This window comes from Limisphaera sp. VF-2, assembly GCF_049537125.1.
Lineage (GTDB): Bacteria > Verrucomicrobiota > Verrucomicrobiia > Limisphaerales > Limisphaeraceae > Limisphaera.
On the sequence record NZ_JBMVQY010000002.1, the window covers coordinates 272,612 to 290,347 of the forward strand.

The window sequence follows — 17,736 nt, forward strand, 5'->3', positions numbered from 1 at the left end:
GGCGCAGCGCGCGAAGGATCCCTATTTGAGATCGTTCAGGGAGGCGCCGAAGTTGATGTGGTACACCTGGCCGTTGAGCACCAGGGCGGGCACGGATTTGACGCCAATCCGCTCCGCCTCGGCCACCCGCTGCTTGTCACGACCCAGGTGGACCACCTCCAACTCGTACCGCGCCGGATCCAGCGCGCGCGCCACGTTTTCCTCGGCTGCCACACAGACCGGGCAGCCCGCATGATAGAAGACGGCTTTCGTTTTCATCGCCTTTCTCCTTGCTTCCGGGTTTTCGGTTCCGAGGTCGGATCGACCTCTGCGCCTGCACATTGGGGGTGTCTCGAGGGCGGCGCCAGAGGGCACATTTTGGTAACCGATTACCATTTGGTGACCCTTGGCCGGATCGGGCTTCGGAGTTAGAATAAACATGATGAAGCCCGGTTATCTCTCGTTGAAGGAGCGTACCGCGTACCGTCGATTGGAAGACGTCGTCGGCTGCAAGTGGTCCGCCGCCGTTCTGGCTGCCATCGCGCGCGGCGTCACCCGGCCGGGGCAACTCGAGCGGTTCATCCCCGGTATTTCCACCAAGGTTCTGAACGAGCGGTTGCGCAAGCTCCTCGACTACGGCCTGATCACACGCACAGAAAAACCGGGACGCGTGCTGGAGGTTCACTATCAGTTGACGCCGACCGGACAGAAACTCAGTGCCATCCTGGATCAGCTTCGCGAGCTGGACGAGGAGCATGCCCGACAGGTCGAAGCGGCCCGGGAAGGGGCCGCAACGGATGCGCCCACTCTCCCCGGTCCCGGAGCTTCCCCGACTCTGGCTCGCCCCCGAAAACGTCCACGATCTTGAAGTTCAGCCTTGGGACGGACCGACGCATGCCGGCTGACCCGGCTTGCTCAGAGGACTCAAGCCCACGAGGATGACCCAGGGAGCGCAACTCGCAGGCTCTGCCGTGCGGGCCTCTTCGAACCGCTTCCAGCGTTCTTCATTTTCCAACCCCGGCCAATTCGGGCAGGGCAGGGGAGCTGCCCGTGAGACGGAAGGGGCGGCGGTTCTGTGGTGAAGACGGTGGCCGCAGCGACCGAACCGGGCCCGAGCACGGTCGACTTGCGATGCCATCCAACCCGCCATGCGCCTACGTCTGACGGCCCGGGCCCAGCCGCTGCAGCAATGCCGTGGTGGATCGTCCGGGGACAAGCGGTAGGACGACGATTTGTCCCCCGAGGGCCTCTACGATGCGGCGTTCCTCCGGGTTCAAGCTCTCCAGTGTATAATCCCCACCCTTGACGTAGATGTCGGGCTCGGCCCTCTGGAGGAACCGACAGGCATCCACTTCCTCGAAGATGCAAACCCCGGTCACGGACTCCAGGGCCGCCAGCACTGCCGCGCGATCCCCCTCCGGGTTCACCGGGCGGCCCTCTCCTTTCAAAGCCCGCACACTGGCGTCGCTGTTCAACCCCACCAACAGGGCATCGCCCAATTGCCGGGCCGCCTCCAGATAGGTCACGTGGCCCAGGTGCAGGATGTCGAAACAACCGTTGGTGACGACCAGACGACGACCCGCCCTCCGGAGGGCCTGACGCCAGGCGGGCAAGTCGTCCCATGCGATGATCTTGTCTCGGTACCCCACGGAGCAGAGGGTGACTGCAGGACCCGGCATCGGGCAACCGGATTCCATCGGTTCCATCCGCTGCGCAATGCCCTGCCTTCGGGCCCGACGAGCCGGAGGCTTCCAGAGCAACGACACCACTTCCACCGCGGGCGGGACCCGGTCCAGAAAGCGAAGGCACCCCGCGTTCCTTTGGCCTTGCCGGGCTTCGGACCCGGACCATGGTCGGTGATGATGGCCGCCGGTTCGCGTGCGCGCTCCGGCCAGAGCGTCCGACGCATCACAATTGGATTCCCGCCCGGCCCCCGTGGTGGCAAGCGCTCTTGGGAGCCCAAAGCATCTGCGTGGTCCCATCTCCTCATCCCGGGTGACCGTCTCTGCGGCAGATGCTCCGCAAGCGGACAAGGATTGCCCGGTCAGGGGCTTGTCCCACGGAAACTCTTGCCGGTTCAACCCTCCGCGCCCTGCGGAAGAGGGCCTCAGGCGGCACTTTTGCCCGGCTGGCATCGCCTTTGCTCTGCACCGGCACTCGGAATGGTGCCATGATCGACGCGCTCTTCAATTCGACCAACTACGTGGCGGCCAAGAGACTGCTGGACGCCACGGTGGTTCGTCACGAGGCCATTGCCGCCAACCTGGCCAACTTGGAAACGCCGGGTTACCAGCGCGTGGACCTGTCCCGGTCTTTTCAAGAAGAGCTGCGTCGGGCTATCGCGTCCAAAAACACGTCTCAGATTGCTGCACTGAAACCGGCGTTGGCGCCGGATCCCACGGCCCTGCCCAACAGCCGGGACGGCAACACGGTCAACTTGGAGCAGGAGTTGCTGGAACTGAATCAAAACGCCCTGGTCCACGCCTTTCAGACCCAGTTGATCACCAGCCGGTTGCTCCGCCTCAAACTGGCCATCACTGGTCGCCCTGTCTGATGCCATGATCCAGATTCTCTCCGGCATTCAAAGCACGGCCTCGGCGCTCACCGCCGAGCGAACCCGCCTCGACGTCATCGCCGAGAACATCGCCAACGCCCAAACCACCCGCGGCCCGGACGGTCGGCCCTATCAGCGGCGCGTGGTCGTGTTCGAAACGGTTTTGCAGCAGGCCAGTGACCGCTTCGGTACCGCCTCTGCACCCGCGGCCGTCCGGGTGGCACGGATTCAAACCGACCCGCGGCCGCCGCTTCTGGTGTACCGACCTGGACACCCGGATGCCGACGCTCAGGGCATGGTGGCCTTGCCCAACATCAATGTTCATGAAGAGATGGCCGATCTGATTGCGGCCTCCCGCGCCTTCGAGGCCAACCTGGCGGTGGTCAAAAATGCCCGGGCCATGGCGCTGCAGACCCTGGCCATTGGCAAACGCTGAGCCCGTGCCCGGAGCCCATTGATGCACTCTCATGTCGCCGCTGTCGTCCATCCCAGGCACCCGGCCCCCCGTCGATTGGCCGACACTGCGACTGGATGCCGCCCCGGGATTGCCGCCGCTGGCCGCCCCGGGAGCCCCGGCCACCGTGCCGACGCCGGGTACCGCACCGGCCACGGGCCCGGCACCCACCAGCGACGCCTTCGGGCAGCTTCTGCAGCGGTTCGTGGCCGAGGTCAATCATCACCAGCAGGTGGCCGCCGAGACCGTCCATGCCCTGCAGCGGGGCGAACCGGTCCCGCTGCACCAGGCGGTCATCGCCATGGAAGAAGCCAGCGTCAGCTTTCAACTCATGGTCGAGGTGCGAAACAAACTGCTGGAGGCGTATCAGGAGCTGATGCGCCTGCAGATCTGAGGGAGGGCTCCAGCGCGGGTTCCCAGGGAGTCACCGGTCCATGAACGCCTCACTGACCCGACTTGCCTCGCAACTGGCAGACATTTGGAAACAGCTGGGGCCGGCCCAGCGCCTGACGCTGATGGCCGCAGGCCTGATCGTCCTGGGCGGCCTGGGGGCCGTGGCCGTCTGGTCCGCCCGCACCCCGTATGCCCTGCTGTATGGCCGCCTTTCCGAAGCCGAGGCAGCCAGGGTCATCGCCGCCCTCGACGATGCCAAGGTCCCTTACAAAATCGGTGCCGGGGGTGGCTCCATCTACGTGCCGGCCGACAAGGTGCACGTGATGCGCATGCAACTGGCCGGGCGCGGCATTCCGCGGGGAGACGGCGTGGGCTTCGAGATCTTCGACAAACCCAACTTCGGCATTTCGGATTTCGTGCAGCGCGCCAATTACCTTCGGGCCCTTCAGGGCGAACTGGCCCGCACGATCAGCCAATTGGACGAGGTCGAGTCCGCCCGGGTCATGGTGGTGCTCCCGGAAAACCGCCTGCTGCTCGACCGCGACAAGCAGCCCACCGCCTCCGTTTTCGTGCGCCTGCGCGGCAGCGGGCCATTGCCGCCGCAGGCGGTCAACTCCATCCGTTTCCTCGTGGCCAACGCCGTCGAAGGGCTCAAACCCAACCGGGTCACCGTCGTGGACAACTTCGGCAACGTCCTCTCCGAAAACACCGAGGACAATTCCCTGCCCGGCCTGACGGCGGCTCAACTGGCCGCCCGCCGCGAGCTGGAGCAATACCTGGCGAAAAAGGCCCAAGACATGCTCGAAAAAATCCTCGGGCCCGGCCAGGCCATCGTCCGCGTTTCGGCCGAGATCAACTTCGACACGCTCAGCCGCACAGAGGAACGCTACGATCCGGAGACCCAGGTGATTCGCACCCAGACCAAGAACGATGAGAACACCGACACGGTCACCAGTTCTCCGGTCATGCCCGTGGGCATCACCGCCAACACCGCCACGGAAACCAACACCGCCGCCGCGGCCACCCCGGTGACCAACACTCGCAACCGCAAGACCACCTCCACGGTGGAATACGAATTCGGCAAGACCATCAGCAGCCTGACGCAGGTGGCGGGCGGCATCAAACGACTCTCCGCCGCGGTGACCCTGGCCGCACGGGTCGAGGGCACCGGCGCCGAACGCAAGGTCGTCCCACGCAGCCCGGAGGAACTCGAAAAGATCCGGCGCATGGTGGCGGATGCGCTCGGCATCATCACGTCGCCCGACAATCCGCGCGGCGACAGCCTCACCGTGGAGGAGCTTCCGTTCGAGGACCAGTTCTCCCGCGAGCTGGTCCGCGAATTCGAACGCCAGCAGCGCTGGGAGTTTTGGACTTCGCTGGCCCGGCAACTGGGCTACCCATTGCTGGCCGTGGCTGCCGTGGTCGTCCTTTGGCGGCTCCTGCAACGCACCAGTGCGCCGGACATTCCCCTGGGCGTCCCCGTGGGCGAACTGCTGGCCCACGGCAACGGCAACGGTCACGGCCGATCCCGGCGCGGCCACGGTCTCCCCGGCCCGGGTGCGGCCGAGGAGGAGGAGCCGGAGCAGGTCGCCCTCGAGGCGCTCCACCGGCTGGTCAAAGAAAACCCGGTCAATCTCAGCCAGGCCCTGCGCGAATGGATGCACAAGGGCCGGGCTCCCGAGTGATCCCCCATGCCCGCCCCTGCAGCCACAACTCCTGCAGCTCCCGCCGAAGCCGCGGCCGAGAACGGCAGCATGACCCGGCTGCAGAAACTGGCTGCCTTCCTGGTCATGCTCGGCCCGGACAACGCCGCCGCGATCCTGCGGCAATTCCCGCCCCGCGAGGTCGAGGCCATTTCGCGCGAGATGGCCCGTTTCACGCTCATCACCCGCGAGCAACAGCAGGCCCTCCTGCGCGAATTGGCGCCCGTGATCCTGTCCGCTGCCACGGCCATGCCGGCCGGCCTCGAACTGACCCGCGCCACGCTGGAAAAGGCGCTGGGCAGTTTCAAGGCCAGCGACATCCTCGGCCGCATCGCTCCCAGCCGGCCCATCCCCGCCGCGATGCAGGACATCACCGACATGGATCCGCGCAACATTGCCAATCTCATCCGGGACGAGCACACGCAGACCATCGCGTTCGTGATCAGCCATTTGCCCCCGGAAAAGGCCGCCCAGGTGTTGAACCTCCTGCGGCCCGAGCAACGGGACCAGGTCATCGAACGCCTGGCCACCCTGGCCCCCACGCCGGTCGAGGTCACCGAAAAGGTCGCCGAGGTCATCAACGCCAAACTCGGCGTCAAACAGACCCGCGCCCTTACCCAGACCGGCGGCATCACCACCGCGGCGGACATTCTGAACGCGATGGACAAGAACGTGAGCCGCAGCCTGCTCACCAGCCTGGAGGAACGAAATCCCGACCTCTGCCAGGCCATCCGCAAAAAGATGTTCACGTTCGAAGACCTGCGCCGGCTCGACAACCAGGCCATCCAGCGCATCCTGCGCGAAATCGAGATGCGCGATCTGGTGCTGGCCCTCAAGAAGGCCAGCGAACCGCTCACGCAACTGCTGCTGTCCAACATTTCCCGCCGTGCGGCCGAGACCGTGCGCGAGGAAATGGCCTTCCTCGGCCACGTCAAACTGCGCGACATCGAGGCCGCCCAGTTCCGGATCATCGACGTGGTCCGCAAACTCGAGGCCGAGGGAGAGATCGACCTCGACGCCGCCCTTGCCCCGGAAGATGCCGTGGTCTGAAACCATCCGATTCGACCGACCCTTGCGCGACGTGCAATGTCTGGCGGGCACGCCGCCGCCGGACTGGCCGGCGTTGCTCGAGCAGCAGCTCCGTCAGGCCCACGAGCGCGGTCGGCTGGAGGGAGAACGCGCGCTGAGCGAACAACTCATTCACCAGCGGAACGAACTGGCCGAGCTCCAGCGCGGCGTGCTCGATGCCCTGCGTCGTGCCGTGCCCCAGGTGCTGCAGCAGGCCGAATCGCTCCTGATTCCGCTGGCCCTGGAAGCCGCCCGCCGCGTGGTGGCCGAAATGCCCATCACCCCCGAGCTGGTCGAACGCATCGTGCGCGAGACGCTCCAGCAGGCCGAAGACACCGCCGAAATTACGGTCCGGCTGCATCCGGACGACCTGGCCCTGCTGCGTCAGTACGGTTCCGAATTGTTGCAGGGCCTGCCCGGTCTCGGCCCCTTGAAGTTCGTGGCCTCGACCGACGTCGGTCGCGGCGGCTGCATCGTACAAACCCGGTTCGGCCTGATCGACGCCCGGCGCGAAACCAAGCTCGAGCAATTGCACCAGACGCTCACGCCATGAAAACCGCCGCTGGCCCTTCGCGAAGCCTCGACCAGGCGCTGGCCCGGATCCGGCAGGCCCGCCTGACCGAGACCTGCGGCCGCGTGGTGCAACTGATCGGCCTGGTCATCGAATCCGAAGGGCCCCTGGCCGCGGTGGGGGAGGTCTGCCGCATCGTTTCCCCGCGCCACGGCACCGAGACCCTGGCCGAAGTGGTGGGATTCCGCGAGCATCACCTGTTGCTCATGCCCCTGGGCGAGATTCGCGGGATTCACCCCGGCTGCGAGGTTCTGGCCACCGGCGCGCCCCTGCGCGTGGCCGTCGGCTCCGCCTTGCAGGGACGCGTGATCGACGGACTGGGGCGGCCGATCGACGGACACGGCCCCATCGCCGCCGAGACCACCGTGCCCTTGCAGTTGCCGCCGCCCCATCCGTTGCGGCGCCAGCGGATCCGACACGTCTTCCGTACCGGGATCAAGGCCCTCGACACCTTTGTGCCCCTCGGCCGCGGCCAGCGCCTCGGGATCTTCGCCGGCAGCGGCGTGGGCAAATCCACGCTCCTGGGCATGATCGCCTCCCATGCCGAGGCGGACGTCAACGTCATCGCCCTCATCGGCGAGCGCGGACGCGAGGTGCGCGAATTCCTCGAACGCGATCTGGACGAGACCGGCCGCCGCAAATCCGTCGTCGTCGTGGCCACCTCCAACGAACCGGCCCTCAACCGTGTCAAAGGGGCCTTCCTGGCCATGGCCATCGCCGAGTACTTCCGCGATCTCGGCCGCAGCGTGTTGCTCATGATGGACTCGGTCACCCGCTTCGCCATGGCCCAGCGCGAAATCGGACTGGCGGTGGGCGAACCGCCTGCGACCCGGGGTTACACGCCCTCCGTGTTTTCCCTGCTGCCCCAGTTGCTCGAACGCGCCGGCGCGGGCGAGCACGGTACCATCACCGGCCTGTTCACCGTCCTGGTGGAAGCCGATGACATGAACGATCCCATCGCCGACGCCGTCCGGTCCATCCTGGACGGGCACGTCGTGCTCAGTCGCGAGCTGGCCACCCAGAACCACTACCCCGCCATCGACGTGCTGGAGAGCGTGAGCCGACTCACCCGCGATCTGCTCACGCCGGAACAGTTGCGATTGACCGCCCGCGCCCGGGATCTGTTGGCCATTTACCGCCGCAACCAGGATCTCATCAGCATCGGCGCCTACCCGGCCGGCAGCAACCCGGCCATCGACCAGGCCATCGCATTGCACGAACCCTTGCGCGCCTTCCTTCGCCAAGACGTCCACGAAGGATTCAGCCTCGAACAAAGCTGGACACTCCTGCAACAAACACTCTCGGGTCCGGCTCCGGGCCCGACCGGTGCCGCAACCAACTCCGCCAGCCAGAATCCCGCCCCATGCACCGGACCCGGTGTCTGGCCGGGCGTCGCCCGACCTGACCTCGATCTGCCCACCGCCTCATGAAACACTTCCGTTTCAGCCTTCATGCCCTCTGGGTTTTGCGCGGCCAGCAGGAAGAGCTGGCCCGGCGGCGCCTTGCCGACAGCCTCCGGGCGGTCGAAACCGCGGCTGCCCGGGTGCGTGAGACCGAGGCCATGCTGGCGCGGGCCGCCGACGCGTTCCTGCAGGACCTCGCTGCCGCGGCGCCCGCAGGCGGCCTCCAGCCCCACCGGCTGTGGATGCAGCAACTTCAGGCGCTGCTGCGTCAACGCCTGGCCTCCTGGCAGGCGGCCCGGGAAGCCGCAGCGGAACGTTGGCAGGAACTGCTCCGCGCACGACGCGACCGCGAGATCCTCGACCGCTACCGCGAGCGTCAATGGCAGAGCTGGCAGCTGGCCTGCCAGCGACTGGAACAAAAACAACTCGATGAATTGGCCCAGCGACGGCGCGCGTGGACCGTCGCGCCCGCCGCGAAGCCCGCACTGCGAACCGTCTCTCGACCATGACCCGGCTCCTTCAAGCCCCATGGCTGGCCGCGCTGGTGGGCGGCCTGCTCTACCTGGGCGTCACCCTTGCCCTGTTGTCTCCCGCGCGCCTCGGCGTGCCGACCGGATTCACGCCCTCCTCTCCGCCGCGGGAACGACGTCCCCCCGACGACCTGCCGTCGTGGCGCTTCCGCAATCCCGAACTGCAGCAGTGGATCGCCGAACTCCAGCGCGAACGGGAGCTGCTCGCCCAGCGCGAGCAGCAGCTCAAAGACTGGGAAATCCGACTCCAGGCCGAACAGCAGGAACTTGCCACCATCACCCAAACCGTCGCCCGCCTCCAGGCCGAGTTCGATCGCAACGTGATCCGACTGCAGGAAGCCCAGCAGGAACATTATAAACGCCAGGCCAAACTCCTCACCGGCATGTCCGTCGAGGGCCAACTGGCCATGCTGCAACAGATGCCGGACGACGACATCGTCCGCCTCTTCCTGCTCATGAGGAACGACGACGTCAGTCAGGTGCTGGACGCCATGAGCAAGGCCGGCTCGGAGGAGGCCAAACGCGCCGTTCTCCTGATCGAAAAAATGCGACGGGCCCTGCCTCCCGCCTCCACCAACGCCACGGCGGCACGAACGTCCGCGCCCGGCCCATGACACCCGCCTCTCCATTCGAGTCTTGCCACCGTGCCGCGGCGTGGCTGCCTCGAGGTCCCGAACCGGAGCCCACACCGCCTGGACCCCGGGTGGCGGCCTCGACCCCGCAGCCCGATTTCGTTCAGTGGTTGGCTTCCTCGCTGAGACCTGCGCCCGCCTCGGAAATGCCGGATGAAACCGGCATCGTTGCCGAGTCTTCGAGTCGCTCCAGCGACCCGGCTGCGCGGAAACTCTCCGGCAGCCTCGCCCCCGGCGACGAGACAGCCTCGGGAGCAGCGGCCATCCCCAATCTTGCCCCACCTGTTCCGCCGCCTCCGATCCCCGTCGTCAGTGTCCCTGCCTCGGGCGGCCCGCTTCCGGGAGGCGGCGGCCCGGCGCCCTTGCTGGTTGATGCGGCCTCACAAACCGTTGCTCCCCCGGGCTCCGCTCCAATGCCAACGCCTTCACAGCCGGGACCTGCTCCGGCCATGGCGGCAGGCGGCGGACCAACCTCCACCGGACCACAGTCAGCCGGGGCCGCAGACCCGGGTCGGCTTCAAGCCGTCGCGGACAGGTTGGATCTATCGGCACTGGATTCTCACTCTCCCGCGGTCCCTGCGCCGGAAGGAGCGGAAGCGGTGGAGACGCCACTTTGGGACGGCGGCAAAACCGCCCGCGCATCCGGTCCTGAGCCCGCCCAGCCCACCCCGGTTTCCGTCCAACGGGCCCCTGCGAGCACAGCCGCTTTGGCGGTGCCCGAGACCGGTCCAGAAGCTGTGGAAGGGAACCTCGAGCTGCGCGGGCCGTGGACAGCCCCTCCGGAGGAACCTGCTTCACTGGTCGAATCTCTCGCCTCACATGGCACAACCCATGCTCCGCAAACAACCGGTATGAACAACGCCGTGCACGCGTCCAAAGATGCCGAGCTGAACCAGCAGAATTTGCCGGCCCAGCCCGAAGCCAGTGCGACGGCCGGCACTTCGCAAGCCCCCGCTGCCAGTGCCTCGTCGGCACCCCACGGTTCGGCCGCGTCGGTTCAACTTCTGTTCCAGGCGCTGGAACGCACGCATGATATTGTGGCCCTCCACGCCCTGCGGATTCGCGATGCGGGGGCCGATCACCTGCACGTCGTAATCAAACCCGGCGCCGGCGTGCAGCTGTCCATGGAGCTGCGACAGGAGGACGGACGCGTGCAGGTGCAGGTGTGGATGCACCGCGGCGATTTTGAGTTTTTCCAACGACACTGGAAGGAACTGCAGGAACGCTTCGAATCGCGCGGGATCCAGTTGGGCGATCTGCAGCGGCATCCCGATTTCCAGTCCGGCCCGCACCGCCATCCGTACCGGCCCGCGGAAGGCGATTGGACGGATCCGTTGATGGCGGGGGCCTTCGCCGAGTTTGCCCTGGCCGGGTCTCTCACCGAACCGCCCGGCCGGCGCGCGTTTCGCACCGCCCGCCAACGCGGTTGGGAAACCTGGGCCTGAACGGCAATCCTGGAGCACCATGAGCGTCACTGCGACATCCACTGCCGGCCTCGCGCCGTGGACCACGGACCCGGCGGCCGGGCGCGTGCCGATCAAGACGCTGTCCCAACAGGATTTTCTGAAGCTGCTGGTGGCCCAGATCACCAGCCAAAATCCTCTCCAGCCGAACGCGGACCTCGGCTCGATTGCCCAGATGGCCCAGTTCACCGCGCTGGAACAGGCCCGGCAGATGCAGGCCGACCTGCAGCAACTGCGCGATCAACAACAGTGGCTCCAGGCCGCCGCCCTGCTGGGCCGACCCGTCGCCATTGCGGGCGACGACACCGCGCGCATCGAGGGGGTCGTCCAGGCAATCCAGCTCGAGGCCGGGGAGCCCCGGCTGGTGGTGAACGATCAACTCTACCGGCTGGACCAGGTCGTCGCCATTTTAACCCCGCCCATCTCGTAAACGCTCCACACGACCACCCACTATGCTGCGATCCCTCAACTCCGGCGTGAGCGCTCTGCAACAGTTCCAGGAGCGCATGGATGTCATCGGCAACAACATTGCCAACGTCAACACCACCGGATTCAAGAGTGCCCGCGTGGATTTTGCCGACGCGTTCAGTCAAACCATTGGCAACACCGGCGGCAGCGTCCTGCAGATCGGTACCGGCGTGGCCACCAGCGCCATCCGGAACCAGTTCACCCAGGGCGCCATCGCCCGCACGGGAGTTCCTACCGACCTGGCCATCTCGGGCCCGGGCTTCTTTGTCGTCAGAGACCCGAACAGCAATGCACAGTACCTGACCCGCGATGGGGCATTCCAGCTGGACGCCAGCGGATATCTTGTGACCAGCAGTGGGCTGCGGCTGCAAGGCTATGCCGACAAAGATTTAAAGGAGAGAGGGGACCTGATAATCGACCCGACAGGTGCACCAGAAAGCAGCAATGAAGGTCAGGAAGGTAACGGCGACTCTTCGGAGTCCAAAAATCAGGTGCGTGGCGTTGCATCCTTTACGATTGACACGCAGGGGTACATCCGCGTGCGCCTGACCGACGGCACCGAGTTTGTGCGCGGGCAGGTCCTGCTCCAGAACGTCCAAAATCCCCATGCCCTGGCCAAGGAGGGCCAAAATCTTTATTCGAACATTACGGCTGCAGGTCCCCTGGCGCAGCCGCAGCCGCCGGGTTCGAGCGGGCTGGGCACCGTCATCAGCGGCGCCCTCGAGCTTTCCAACGTGGATCTGGCCCAGGAATTCTCCACATTGATCACCACCCAGCGCGCCTTCCAGGCCGGCGCCCGTGTGATCACCACCAGCGACGATATCCTGGCCGAAGTGGTCAACCTGAAACGTTGATGTCCCATGGCGGAGAAACCGGAGGAAACCCAGACCACTCCCTCTGCGGGTGAGGGAGCGGCGCAAGCCGCGGCGGCGGGCGGCGGACTCAAGACGTGGCTGCCGTTGATCGTGGTGGTCGTGCTCATGCCGGTCCTGGCGTACGCGATGACCACCTTCGTGCTGGTGCCGCAGTTGCAAAAGAGCCTGGGCTTGCAGCCCGCGGCGACCGAACACGGCAGCAGCACCGGTAAGTCCGCCAAGAAAGAAGGCCCGCGCGTCAGCGTCTCCATGAACAAGTTGCTGGTCAACGTGGCCGGCACCATGGGTTCCCGCTACCTCTTGGTGAGTCTCACGGCCGTCAGTCGGGATCCTTCGTTTCAGGCCAGGATGCAGGAGCACGACGCCGAGTTGCGGGATGTGGCCTGCGGCATTCTGGCCACCAAAACGCTGGCCGACCTCGAGAAACCCGGGGCGCGGAATCTGGTCCGCACCGAGTTGATCAACGCCTTCAACAACGTGCTGGGCGAGGCCATGGTGGAGGAGATCTACCTCACCGAATTCGCCATTCAGTGAGCCCGGCCTCCGGACAACGCATTGAACCATGGGCACCCCGTCGCAAGAATCCAGCTCCCCGGGTGCGGCCGCCGACGCCGTGGAGGTCCTGACCCCGCGGGGCCGCAGGGAACGCCGGAGCGTCGAGAGCATTCGGCCCCACGACTTCCGCCAGTCGGGCTTTCTCGCCCCCAGCGAATTGCGCCGGATCCGGCTCCGTCACGAACAGTTTGTCCGTTCCCTGGCCGCCCGCCTGGCCGTGCTGTTGCGCATCGAGTTTGCTCTCCACTTGGACCGCCTCTCCATCGTCGGCTATCAAAAGTTCACCGACAGCCTCCCGTTGCCCACGCACATCACCTTGTTCCGCACCGAACCGCTCAAGGGGGTGGGACTGCTGGTCATGCCCCCGCGCCTGGGCCTGGCCCTCGTGGACCGTTTGCTCGGCGGGTTCGGTCTGCCGCCGGAGGCCGACCGCGAATTAACCGAAATCGAAGTGGCCCTCCTGGACCAGATCAACCAGTTGTTACTCAATGAATGGTGCCTCCACTGGCCCGAGATGCGCGAGTTGCGGCCCGTGATTCTCGGCCACGAAACCAACAGCCGCTTTCTGCAGACGGCTCCGGCGGACGCAGCGATCCTGGTCCTCAGCCTCAAGGGCGGCCCGGGCGAGTACCGCGAAACGCTCCAGCTGGCCTTCCCCTACGCCACGGTCGAACCCTTGACCCGGCTGCTGGCTCCGCCGCTGACGGAAACCCGACCCGGTCCCGCCGGCGCCGCGGCCGTTTCCTGGAAATCCGAATTCGATGATCTACCCGTGCCGGTTTCGGTGGAATGGACCGGCCTGCAAATGGCCGCCGGCGAGTTGGGCCGCCTCCAGCCCGGCAGCGTGCTGGTGCTGGAACAGCCCGAGGTGTCCGTGCGTCTCAAACTCAACGGTGTGCCGCGATTTCTCGGCCGGCCCGGCTTGAAGGGCGGTCGGTGGGCAGTCGAACTCACGGCTCCTGTCTCTTCCTGAGGGTGTCCCATGAGCGCTTCGCCTCCGCAGAACCTGGACCTGGTGTTGGACGTGCCGGTGAATCTGACCATCGAGCTGGGCGGCTGTCAGTTGCCCATGCGCGAAGTGCTCCAGCTCAACGTCGGATCCGTCGTTCAACTGGACAAGCCGGCCGATGCACCCGTGGACCTCACCGTCAACGGCAAGCTCATTGCCCGCGGCGAGGTGGTCGTCATCGAAGACCGGTTCGGAGTGAAAATCACCGAGGTCATCACCGGCTCTCATCCGGGATGACCCTCTCGATCCGCGGTTCCATGGCAAAACCGGACCGTACCAAACCCGACATTGGGCGAGCGACTGCACCCGGACGACCGGGCGCCATCCTGGGTGTGCTCGGGTGCTCGGGCCTGCTCCTTCGCGCCGCTGACGAGGCCGCTTCGGCCACGGCACCCGCGCTGGCTGCGCCCGACCTGCCCAATCCGGGGTTGGCTCTGCTTCGGGTCCTGGGGGCGCTGGCCATCGTATTGGCCGTCTTCTGGCTGGGAGTCTGGCTGTACCGCAACTGGCAGAGGTTCTTCCTCCGCACGGGTCCGCCGCGATTGCGGGTGCTGGAAGCGCGGCCGCTCGGCGGCCGGCAGATGCTTTATGTGGTGGCCTATGAGCAGGAGCGGCTCCTGTTGGCCAGCTCGCCTCAGGGCGTCACTTTGTTGACCCACCTGCCGCCGGGATCCGAGGAAATCTCTCCCGTTGCAACGCCGGCACCCGCTCCGGCAGACCCCGCTGCATCCGGCTTCCTGCGCGTGCTGAGTCGCGCCCTGCACCGGCCATGAACGGCCTCCTTGCCAGCCCGGCCCGCCAGGCTCGACCGCGGCGGACCCGCTCCGCCCGCGGCAGGCGCGCCGCCTGGTGGATGCTCACGGTGCTTTTCCTGGCCGTGGCCTCCACCGTCGCACAAACCACCAATCTGGTCACCGGATTCGGTCCCATCCAGATCACCGTCGGCACCCAAAACGCGCCGCAGGACGTGGACGTGGCCCTCAAGGTCCTGTTGGTGATCACGCTGCTGTCGCTGGCGCCGGCCATTCTGCTGTTGATGACCTGTTTCACGCGCGTGGTCATCGTCCTCTCTTTCGTCCGCACGGCCCTCCAGCTGCAGGGCACCCCGGCCAACCAGATCATCGTGGGACTTTCGCTGTTCATCACGTGGTTCGTCATGGCGCCGGTCTGGGAACGCATTCATGCCGACGCGCTGGCCCCGTACCAGGCCCGCCAGATCAGTGCCGCGGAGGCCATGGACCGGGCCACCCTCCATCTGCGCGCGTTCATGCTGCGGCAAACGCGGCCCAAAGACGTCGAGCTCTTCATGACCATGGCCCGGATGGCACCCACCGAACCGGAAAAACTCCCCTTGCGCGTCGTCATTCCCGCCTACGTGTTGAGCGAATTGCGCACCGCCTTTCAAATGGGGTTCCTCATCTTCGTGCCGTTCATTCTGATCGATCTGGTCGTGGCCACGGTCTTGATGAGCATGGGCATGATGATGATGCCGCCCATGATGATCTCGCTGCCACTGAAACTGCTGCTGTTTGTCCTGGTGGACGGCTGGACCCTGGTGGTGCAGTCGCTGGTCCGCAGCCTGGGACTCTGAACGCGTATGAACCCCGAATTCGCGGTTGAACTGCTGCGCACGATGATCTTTCAGGCCCTGCTGCTGGCGGCGCCGGTTCTGTTGGCCGCCATGACCGTGGGCCTGGCCGTGAGCCTGTTCCAGGCGGTGACCACCATCCACGAGCACACACTCACCTTCGTCCCCAAGGCGCTGGCCGTGGTGGGCGTGCTGCTGCTTCTGTTGCCCTGGATGGTCCGCAGCCTGGTCGATTTCACCACCGCCGTGATCGAAAAGCTCCCGCAGATGACGCTTTGAGGCATGCCCACGGCAATCGAAATCCAGGCCGTTCAATGGATGCTGGTGTTCCTGCGGGTCGGGGCGTTCCTTCAGGTCCTGCCGTTCTTTTCCGCGATCAACTTTCCGCCGGTGATGCGCGTGGCCATGGCGGCCTTCATCGCTCTGCTGCTTGGGCCGTTTTTGCCGCCTTTCGACCCGGGACCCCTGACCCTGGGCCAATGGACGGCTCTGATGGCCCGGGAGCTTTGCATCGGGCTGTTGCTGGGCTTCGTGGCGCGCATGGTGTTTTATGCCGTGGACCTGGCGGGGAACATCATCGGATTGGAAACCGGCTTGAACCTCGGCGCCCTGATGGATCCCTTCCAACGGCAGACCATCGGCGCCCCGGGACTGGTGTTATTCCTCCTGGCTGCGGTCGTTATGCTCACCCTGGACCTGCATCACTGGATGCTGGCCGGGTTTTGGCGCACCTACAGCGTGCTACCCGTGGGGCAGATGAATTTGAATGCGCCCTTGTTCGAGACGCTGGTCCGGCACTCGGCCCTCATCTTCGTCGTGGCCCTGCAGATGGCGGCGCCGGTCATCGCCGTCTCGGCGGTGATCATGCTGGTCTTCAGTTTGTTCAGCCGGGCCGTCCCCCAGATGAATGTGTTTGCCGAAAGCTTCGCGTTTCGGATTGGCGGGGGACTGCTGGTCTTCGGCCTGACCCTCCATCTGACGGCCCAGTACGTGTTCAATTATTTGCACCGGTTGCCGGATGACCTTCTGGTGGTGGCCCGCTTGATGGGCGGCGTCTGACCGGAGCGGCGCGCCGTCGCCAGGTTGCCTCGCTGTCGTCACGTCCATGGCCGAGCACACAGGCGAAAAAACCGAACAACCGACACCGCGTCGGATGGAAGAGGCTCTGAAGCGCGGGCAGATCGCCCGGAGCGCCGAGCTTCAGACCGCTTTCGTCCTTCTGGGCGGTGCCGTGGCGCTCAGCTTCGCCGGCCGCGAAACCTGGGGGCGCCTCGTGGCCGCCATGGCCCAAACCCTGGGCCACTTGCATGACACGCCGCTGACCCTCGCCGCCCTGCCCGGCTATGCCATCAGCGGCTGCTGGTTCCTCATCCAGTGCGCCGGCCCCCTGGTGTTGGGCACCGCGCTGGCCGGGCTCTTGGCCGGGGCGATCCAAAACCGATTCAACACCGCCTCCGAGGCACTGACCCCCAACTGGTCGCGCCTGAACCCCGCCGCGGGTCTGAAACGCATCTTCTCCGTCCGCCAACTCCCCGTGACCGGATTGGTCCTGTTGAAGTTCGCCGTCATCCTGGGCCTGACGTACTCCGAAATCCGGGCCGTGTTGAACGACCCCATCTTCGCCACCTCGGTCAGCGTCGGGCGTCTGGCCGGGTTTCTCGGCGAAACGGCATTGCGCCTGTTGCTGCGCATCGCGCTGGCCCTGCTGGCCCTGGCCGTGGTGGATTACGCCTACCAGGCCTGGCGGACCCATCGCGACCTGATGATGACCCGCGAAGAGCTCAAGGAGGAACTCAAACACACCGAGGGCAATCCCCTGATCAAAGCGGCCCGGCGACGTCGCCGGACGCTCACGCGCGCCCAATCCCATGCCCTCGTGCCCAAAGCCGATGTGGTCATCACCAACCCCACGCACGTGGCCGTGGCTCTCCGGTACGATCGCAAGACCATGCGCGCGCCGCGTGTGGTGGCCAAGGGCCTGCGTCTGCAGGCCCTCCAGATCCGTCAGATCGCCCAACAACATCACGTGCCGATCGTGGAAAACCCGCCCCTGGCCCGGATGCTCTACAAACACACCCCGTTGGGCGGGGAGATCCCCGTTTCTCTGTACGCCGCCGTGGCGGAGGTCCTGGCCTGGGTCTATCGCATCAACCGCTACCGGTACTACGCCGAGGAACAGCAAGCGTGAGGCGGGCAAAGCTCCGCGTGTGCCCGTGCCCCGCAGGCAGGGGAGTCGGGAGCCCGCAGGGTCTGCGGGGGCGGAAGTGGCCCGGCAACGGTCTCTCCTCGGCCCAATTCACGTGCTCGGGCGGGTTCGATCCGTTCTCGAGCTGCTCCTGTGGGCTCTCTTTGCTGCGGGGAAGCGCTGCGGGCATTGGCAACAGCACTCGGGTCGGTGCGGATGGAATGCATTCCAGGCCTTTGGAAGCCTCCGCAAGCGCGGCCGAATCTGGGGCCTCGTCGGGGCGGGAGAACAGAACGAAACAGGGCG

23 protein-coding genes are annotated in these 17,736 nt (G+C 66.0%); 21 read left to right on the forward strand and 2 right to left on the reverse strand.

Annotated elements, in window-relative coordinates; all coding sequences use genetic code 11:
• Positions 1–21: 21 nt before the first annotated feature.
• Entirely contained in the window at positions 22–258 is a 237-nt protein-coding gene (locus ACPDIT_RS08445) for a thioredoxin family protein (RefSeq protein ID WP_423442763.1), read from the reverse strand.
• A gap of 160 nt (positions 259–418) precedes the next feature.
• Here ACPDIT_RS08445 and ACPDIT_RS08450 point away from each other — a divergent pair, with 160 nt between their 5' ends.
• The gene (locus tag ACPDIT_RS08450; RefSeq protein ID WP_423442764.1) at positions 419–847 is read left to right on the forward strand and encodes a winged helix-turn-helix transcriptional regulator; all 429 of its coding nucleotides are present in this window, start codon (positions 419–421) and stop codon (positions 845–847) included.
• Between the two features lie 286 nt (positions 848–1,133).
• Here ACPDIT_RS08450 and ACPDIT_RS08455 read toward each other — a convergent pair whose 3' ends face one another.
• Positions 1,134–1,658, reverse strand: coding sequence for an adenylyltransferase/cytidyltransferase family protein (locus ACPDIT_RS08455; RefSeq protein WP_423442765.1), 525 nt, complete (start codon positions 1,656–1,658; stop codon positions 1,134–1,136).
• A 491-nt stretch (positions 1,659–2,149) separates the two neighbouring features.
• Between ACPDIT_RS08455 and flgB the strand changes: the two genes are divergently transcribed.
• From flgB to ACPDIT_RS08555, 20 genes are all read left to right on the forward strand, one after another.
• Positions 2,150–2,533, forward strand: a complete 384-nt coding sequence (flgB, locus tag ACPDIT_RS08460) for a flagellar basal body rod protein FlgB (protein WP_423442766.1) — start codon at positions 2,150–2,152, stop codon at positions 2,531–2,533.
• 4 nt (positions 2,534–2,537) lie between these two features.
• Positions 2,538–2,969 carry a flagellar basal body rod protein FlgC gene (flgC, locus tag ACPDIT_RS08465; RefSeq protein WP_423442767.1) on the forward strand — a complete coding sequence of 144 codons (432 nt, stop codon included), beginning with the start codon at positions 2,538–2,540 and terminating at the stop codon, positions 2,967–2,969.
• 31 nt (positions 2,970–3,000) lie between these two features.
• Positions 3,001–3,381 (forward strand): flagellar hook-basal body complex protein FliE, encoded by a 381-nt coding sequence (fliE, locus tag ACPDIT_RS08470; protein WP_423442768.1) that lies wholly within the window; start codon positions 3,001–3,003, stop codon positions 3,379–3,381.
• Between the two features lie 40 nt (positions 3,382–3,421).
• Positions 3,422–5,065 (forward strand): flagellar basal-body MS-ring/collar protein FliF, encoded by a 1,644-nt coding sequence (gene fliF, locus ACPDIT_RS08475; protein ID WP_423442769.1) that lies wholly within the window; start codon positions 3,422–3,424, stop codon positions 5,063–5,065.
• Positions 5,066–5,134: 69 nt separating this feature from the next.
• Positions 5,135–6,133, forward strand: a complete 999-nt coding sequence (gene fliG / locus ACPDIT_RS08480) for a flagellar motor switch protein FliG (RefSeq protein WP_423442770.1) — start codon at positions 5,135–5,137, stop codon at positions 6,131–6,133.
• Positions 6,120–6,704, forward strand: coding sequence for a FliH/SctL family protein (locus ACPDIT_RS08485; protein ID WP_423442771.1), 585 nt, complete (start codon positions 6,120–6,122; stop codon positions 6,702–6,704). Before fliG ends, ACPDIT_RS08485 begins: the two co-directional genes overlap by 14 nt.
• The gene (locus tag ACPDIT_RS08490) at positions 6,701–8,152 is read left to right on the forward strand and encodes a FliI/YscN family ATPase (RefSeq protein WP_423442772.1); all 1,452 of its coding nucleotides are present in this window, start codon (positions 6,701–6,703) and stop codon (positions 8,150–8,152) included. Before ACPDIT_RS08485 ends, ACPDIT_RS08490 begins: the two co-directional genes overlap by 4 nt.
• Positions 8,149–8,634 (forward strand): flagellar export protein FliJ, encoded by a 486-nt coding sequence (locus ACPDIT_RS08495; protein ID WP_423442773.1) that lies wholly within the window; start codon positions 8,149–8,151, stop codon positions 8,632–8,634. The genes ACPDIT_RS08490 and ACPDIT_RS08495 overlap by 4 nt, the downstream gene beginning before the upstream one ends.
• Positions 8,631–9,269 carry a hypothetical protein gene (locus ACPDIT_RS08500; RefSeq protein ID WP_423442774.1) on the forward strand — a complete coding sequence of 213 codons (639 nt, stop codon included), beginning with the start codon at positions 8,631–8,633 and terminating at the stop codon, positions 9,267–9,269. The genes ACPDIT_RS08495 and ACPDIT_RS08500 overlap by 4 nt, the downstream gene beginning before the upstream one ends.
• A gap of 881 nt (positions 9,270–10,150) precedes the next feature.
• On the forward strand, positions 10,151–10,732 hold the full coding sequence (locus ACPDIT_RS08505) for a hypothetical protein (RefSeq protein WP_423442775.1): 582 nt from the start codon (positions 10,151–10,153) through the stop codon (positions 10,730–10,732).
• Between the two features lie 19 nt (positions 10,733–10,751).
• Positions 10,752–11,180: a flagellar hook capping FlgD N-terminal domain-containing protein gene (locus tag ACPDIT_RS08510; protein WP_423442776.1), complete on the forward strand. Its 429-nt coding sequence runs from the start codon at positions 10,752–10,754 to the stop codon at positions 11,178–11,180.
• A 22-nt stretch (positions 11,181–11,202) separates the two neighbouring features.
• Positions 11,203–12,072, forward strand: coding sequence for a flagellar hook-basal body protein (locus ACPDIT_RS08515; RefSeq protein ID WP_423442777.1), 870 nt, complete (start codon positions 11,203–11,205; stop codon positions 12,070–12,072).
• Positions 12,073–12,078: 6 nt separating this feature from the next.
• Positions 12,079–12,627, forward strand: coding sequence for a flagellar basal body-associated FliL family protein (locus tag ACPDIT_RS08520; RefSeq protein WP_423442778.1), 549 nt, complete (start codon positions 12,079–12,081; stop codon positions 12,625–12,627).
• Between the two features lie 28 nt (positions 12,628–12,655).
• Positions 12,656–13,621: a flagellar motor switch protein FliM gene (locus tag ACPDIT_RS08525; protein WP_423442779.1), complete on the forward strand. Its 966-nt coding sequence runs from the start codon at positions 12,656–12,658 to the stop codon at positions 13,619–13,621.
• A gap of 9 nt (positions 13,622–13,630) precedes the next feature.
• Entirely contained in the window at positions 13,631–13,894 is a 264-nt protein-coding gene (gene fliN, locus ACPDIT_RS08530) for a flagellar motor switch protein FliN (protein ID WP_423442780.1), read from the forward strand.
• A gap of 20 nt (positions 13,895–13,914) precedes the next feature.
• On the forward strand, positions 13,915–14,430 hold the full coding sequence (locus ACPDIT_RS08535; RefSeq protein WP_423442781.1) for a FliO/MopB family protein: 516 nt from the start codon (positions 13,915–13,917) through the stop codon (positions 14,428–14,430).
• Positions 14,427–15,248: a flagellar type III secretion system pore protein FliP gene (fliP, locus tag ACPDIT_RS08540; protein ID WP_423442782.1), complete on the forward strand. Its 822-nt coding sequence runs from the start codon at positions 14,427–14,429 to the stop codon at positions 15,246–15,248. Before ACPDIT_RS08535 ends, fliP begins: the two co-directional genes overlap by 4 nt.
• A 6-nt stretch (positions 15,249–15,254) precedes the next feature.
• Positions 15,255–15,524 carry a flagellar biosynthesis protein FliQ gene (fliQ, locus tag ACPDIT_RS08545; protein ID WP_423442783.1) on the forward strand — a complete coding sequence of 90 codons (270 nt, stop codon included), beginning with the start codon at positions 15,255–15,257 and terminating at the stop codon, positions 15,522–15,524.
• A gap of 3 nt (positions 15,525–15,527) precedes the next feature.
• Positions 15,528–16,304 (forward strand): flagellar biosynthetic protein FliR, encoded by a 777-nt coding sequence (gene fliR, locus ACPDIT_RS08550; RefSeq protein WP_423442784.1) that lies wholly within the window; start codon positions 15,528–15,530, stop codon positions 16,302–16,304.
• A gap of 46 nt (positions 16,305–16,350) precedes the next feature.
• Positions 16,351–17,433, forward strand: coding sequence for an EscU/YscU/HrcU family type III secretion system export apparatus switch protein (locus ACPDIT_RS08555; protein ID WP_423442785.1), 1,083 nt, complete (start codon positions 16,351–16,353; stop codon positions 17,431–17,433).
• Positions 17,434–17,736: the final 303 nt, after the last annotated feature.

Bases quoted from the DNA above. Each gene is read 5' to 3' on its own strand.
- ACPDIT_RS08445 (WP_423442763.1), bottom strand. From the start codon at position 258: ATGAAAACGAAAGCCGTCTTCTATCATGCGGGCTGCCCGGTCTGTGTG.
- ACPDIT_RS08450 (WP_423442764.1), top strand. From the start codon at position 419: ATGATGAAGCCCGGTTATCTCTCGTTGAAGGAGCGTACCGCGTACCGT.
- ACPDIT_RS08455 (WP_423442765.1), bottom strand. From the start codon at position 1,658: ATGCCGGGTCCTGCAGTCACCCTCTGCTCCGTGGGGTACCGAGACAAG.
- flgB (WP_423442766.1), top strand. From the start codon at position 2,150: ATGATCGACGCGCTCTTCAATTCGACCAACTACGTGGCGGCCAAGAGA.
- flgC (WP_423442767.1), top strand. From the start codon at position 2,538: ATGATCCAGATTCTCTCCGGCATTCAAAGCACGGCCTCGGCGCTCACC.
- fliE (WP_423442768.1), top strand. From the start codon at position 3,001: ATGTCGCCGCTGTCGTCCATCCCAGGCACCCGGCCCCCCGTCGATTGG.
- fliF (WP_423442769.1), top strand. From the start codon at position 3,422: ATGAACGCCTCACTGACCCGACTTGCCTCGCAACTGGCAGACATTTGG.
- fliG (WP_423442770.1), top strand. From the start codon at position 5,135: ATGACCCGGCTGCAGAAACTGGCTGCCTTCCTGGTCATGCTCGGCCCG.
- ACPDIT_RS08485 (WP_423442771.1), top strand. From the start codon at position 6,120: ATGCCGTGGTCTGAAACCATCCGATTCGACCGACCCTTGCGCGACGTG.
- ACPDIT_RS08490 (WP_423442772.1), top strand. From the start codon at position 6,701: ATGAAAACCGCCGCTGGCCCTTCGCGAAGCCTCGACCAGGCGCTGGCC.
- ACPDIT_RS08495 (WP_423442773.1), top strand. From the start codon at position 8,149: ATGAAACACTTCCGTTTCAGCCTTCATGCCCTCTGGGTTTTGCGCGGC.
- ACPDIT_RS08500 (WP_423442774.1), top strand. From the start codon at position 8,631: ATGACCCGGCTCCTTCAAGCCCCATGGCTGGCCGCGCTGGTGGGCGGC.
- ACPDIT_RS08510 (WP_423442776.1), top strand. From the start codon at position 10,752: ATGAGCGTCACTGCGACATCCACTGCCGGCCTCGCGCCGTGGACCACG.
- ACPDIT_RS08515 (WP_423442777.1), top strand. From the start codon at position 11,203: ATGCTGCGATCCCTCAACTCCGGCGTGAGCGCTCTGCAACAGTTCCAG.
- ACPDIT_RS08520 (WP_423442778.1), top strand. From the start codon at position 12,079: ATGGCGGAGAAACCGGAGGAAACCCAGACCACTCCCTCTGCGGGTGAG.
- ACPDIT_RS08525 (WP_423442779.1), top strand. From the start codon at position 12,656: ATGGGCACCCCGTCGCAAGAATCCAGCTCCCCGGGTGCGGCCGCCGAC.
- fliN (WP_423442780.1), top strand. From the start codon at position 13,631: ATGAGCGCTTCGCCTCCGCAGAACCTGGACCTGGTGTTGGACGTGCCG.
- ACPDIT_RS08535 (WP_423442781.1), top strand. From the start codon at position 13,915: ATGGCAAAACCGGACCGTACCAAACCCGACATTGGGCGAGCGACTGCA.
- fliP (WP_423442782.1), top strand. From the start codon at position 14,427: ATGAACGGCCTCCTTGCCAGCCCGGCCCGCCAGGCTCGACCGCGGCGG.
- fliQ (WP_423442783.1), top strand. From the start codon at position 15,255: ATGAACCCCGAATTCGCGGTTGAACTGCTGCGCACGATGATCTTTCAG.
- fliR (WP_423442784.1), top strand. From the start codon at position 15,528: ATGCCCACGGCAATCGAAATCCAGGCCGTTCAATGGATGCTGGTGTTC.
- ACPDIT_RS08555 (WP_423442785.1), top strand. From the start codon at position 16,351: ATGGCCGAGCACACAGGCGAAAAAACCGAACAACCGACACCGCGTCGG.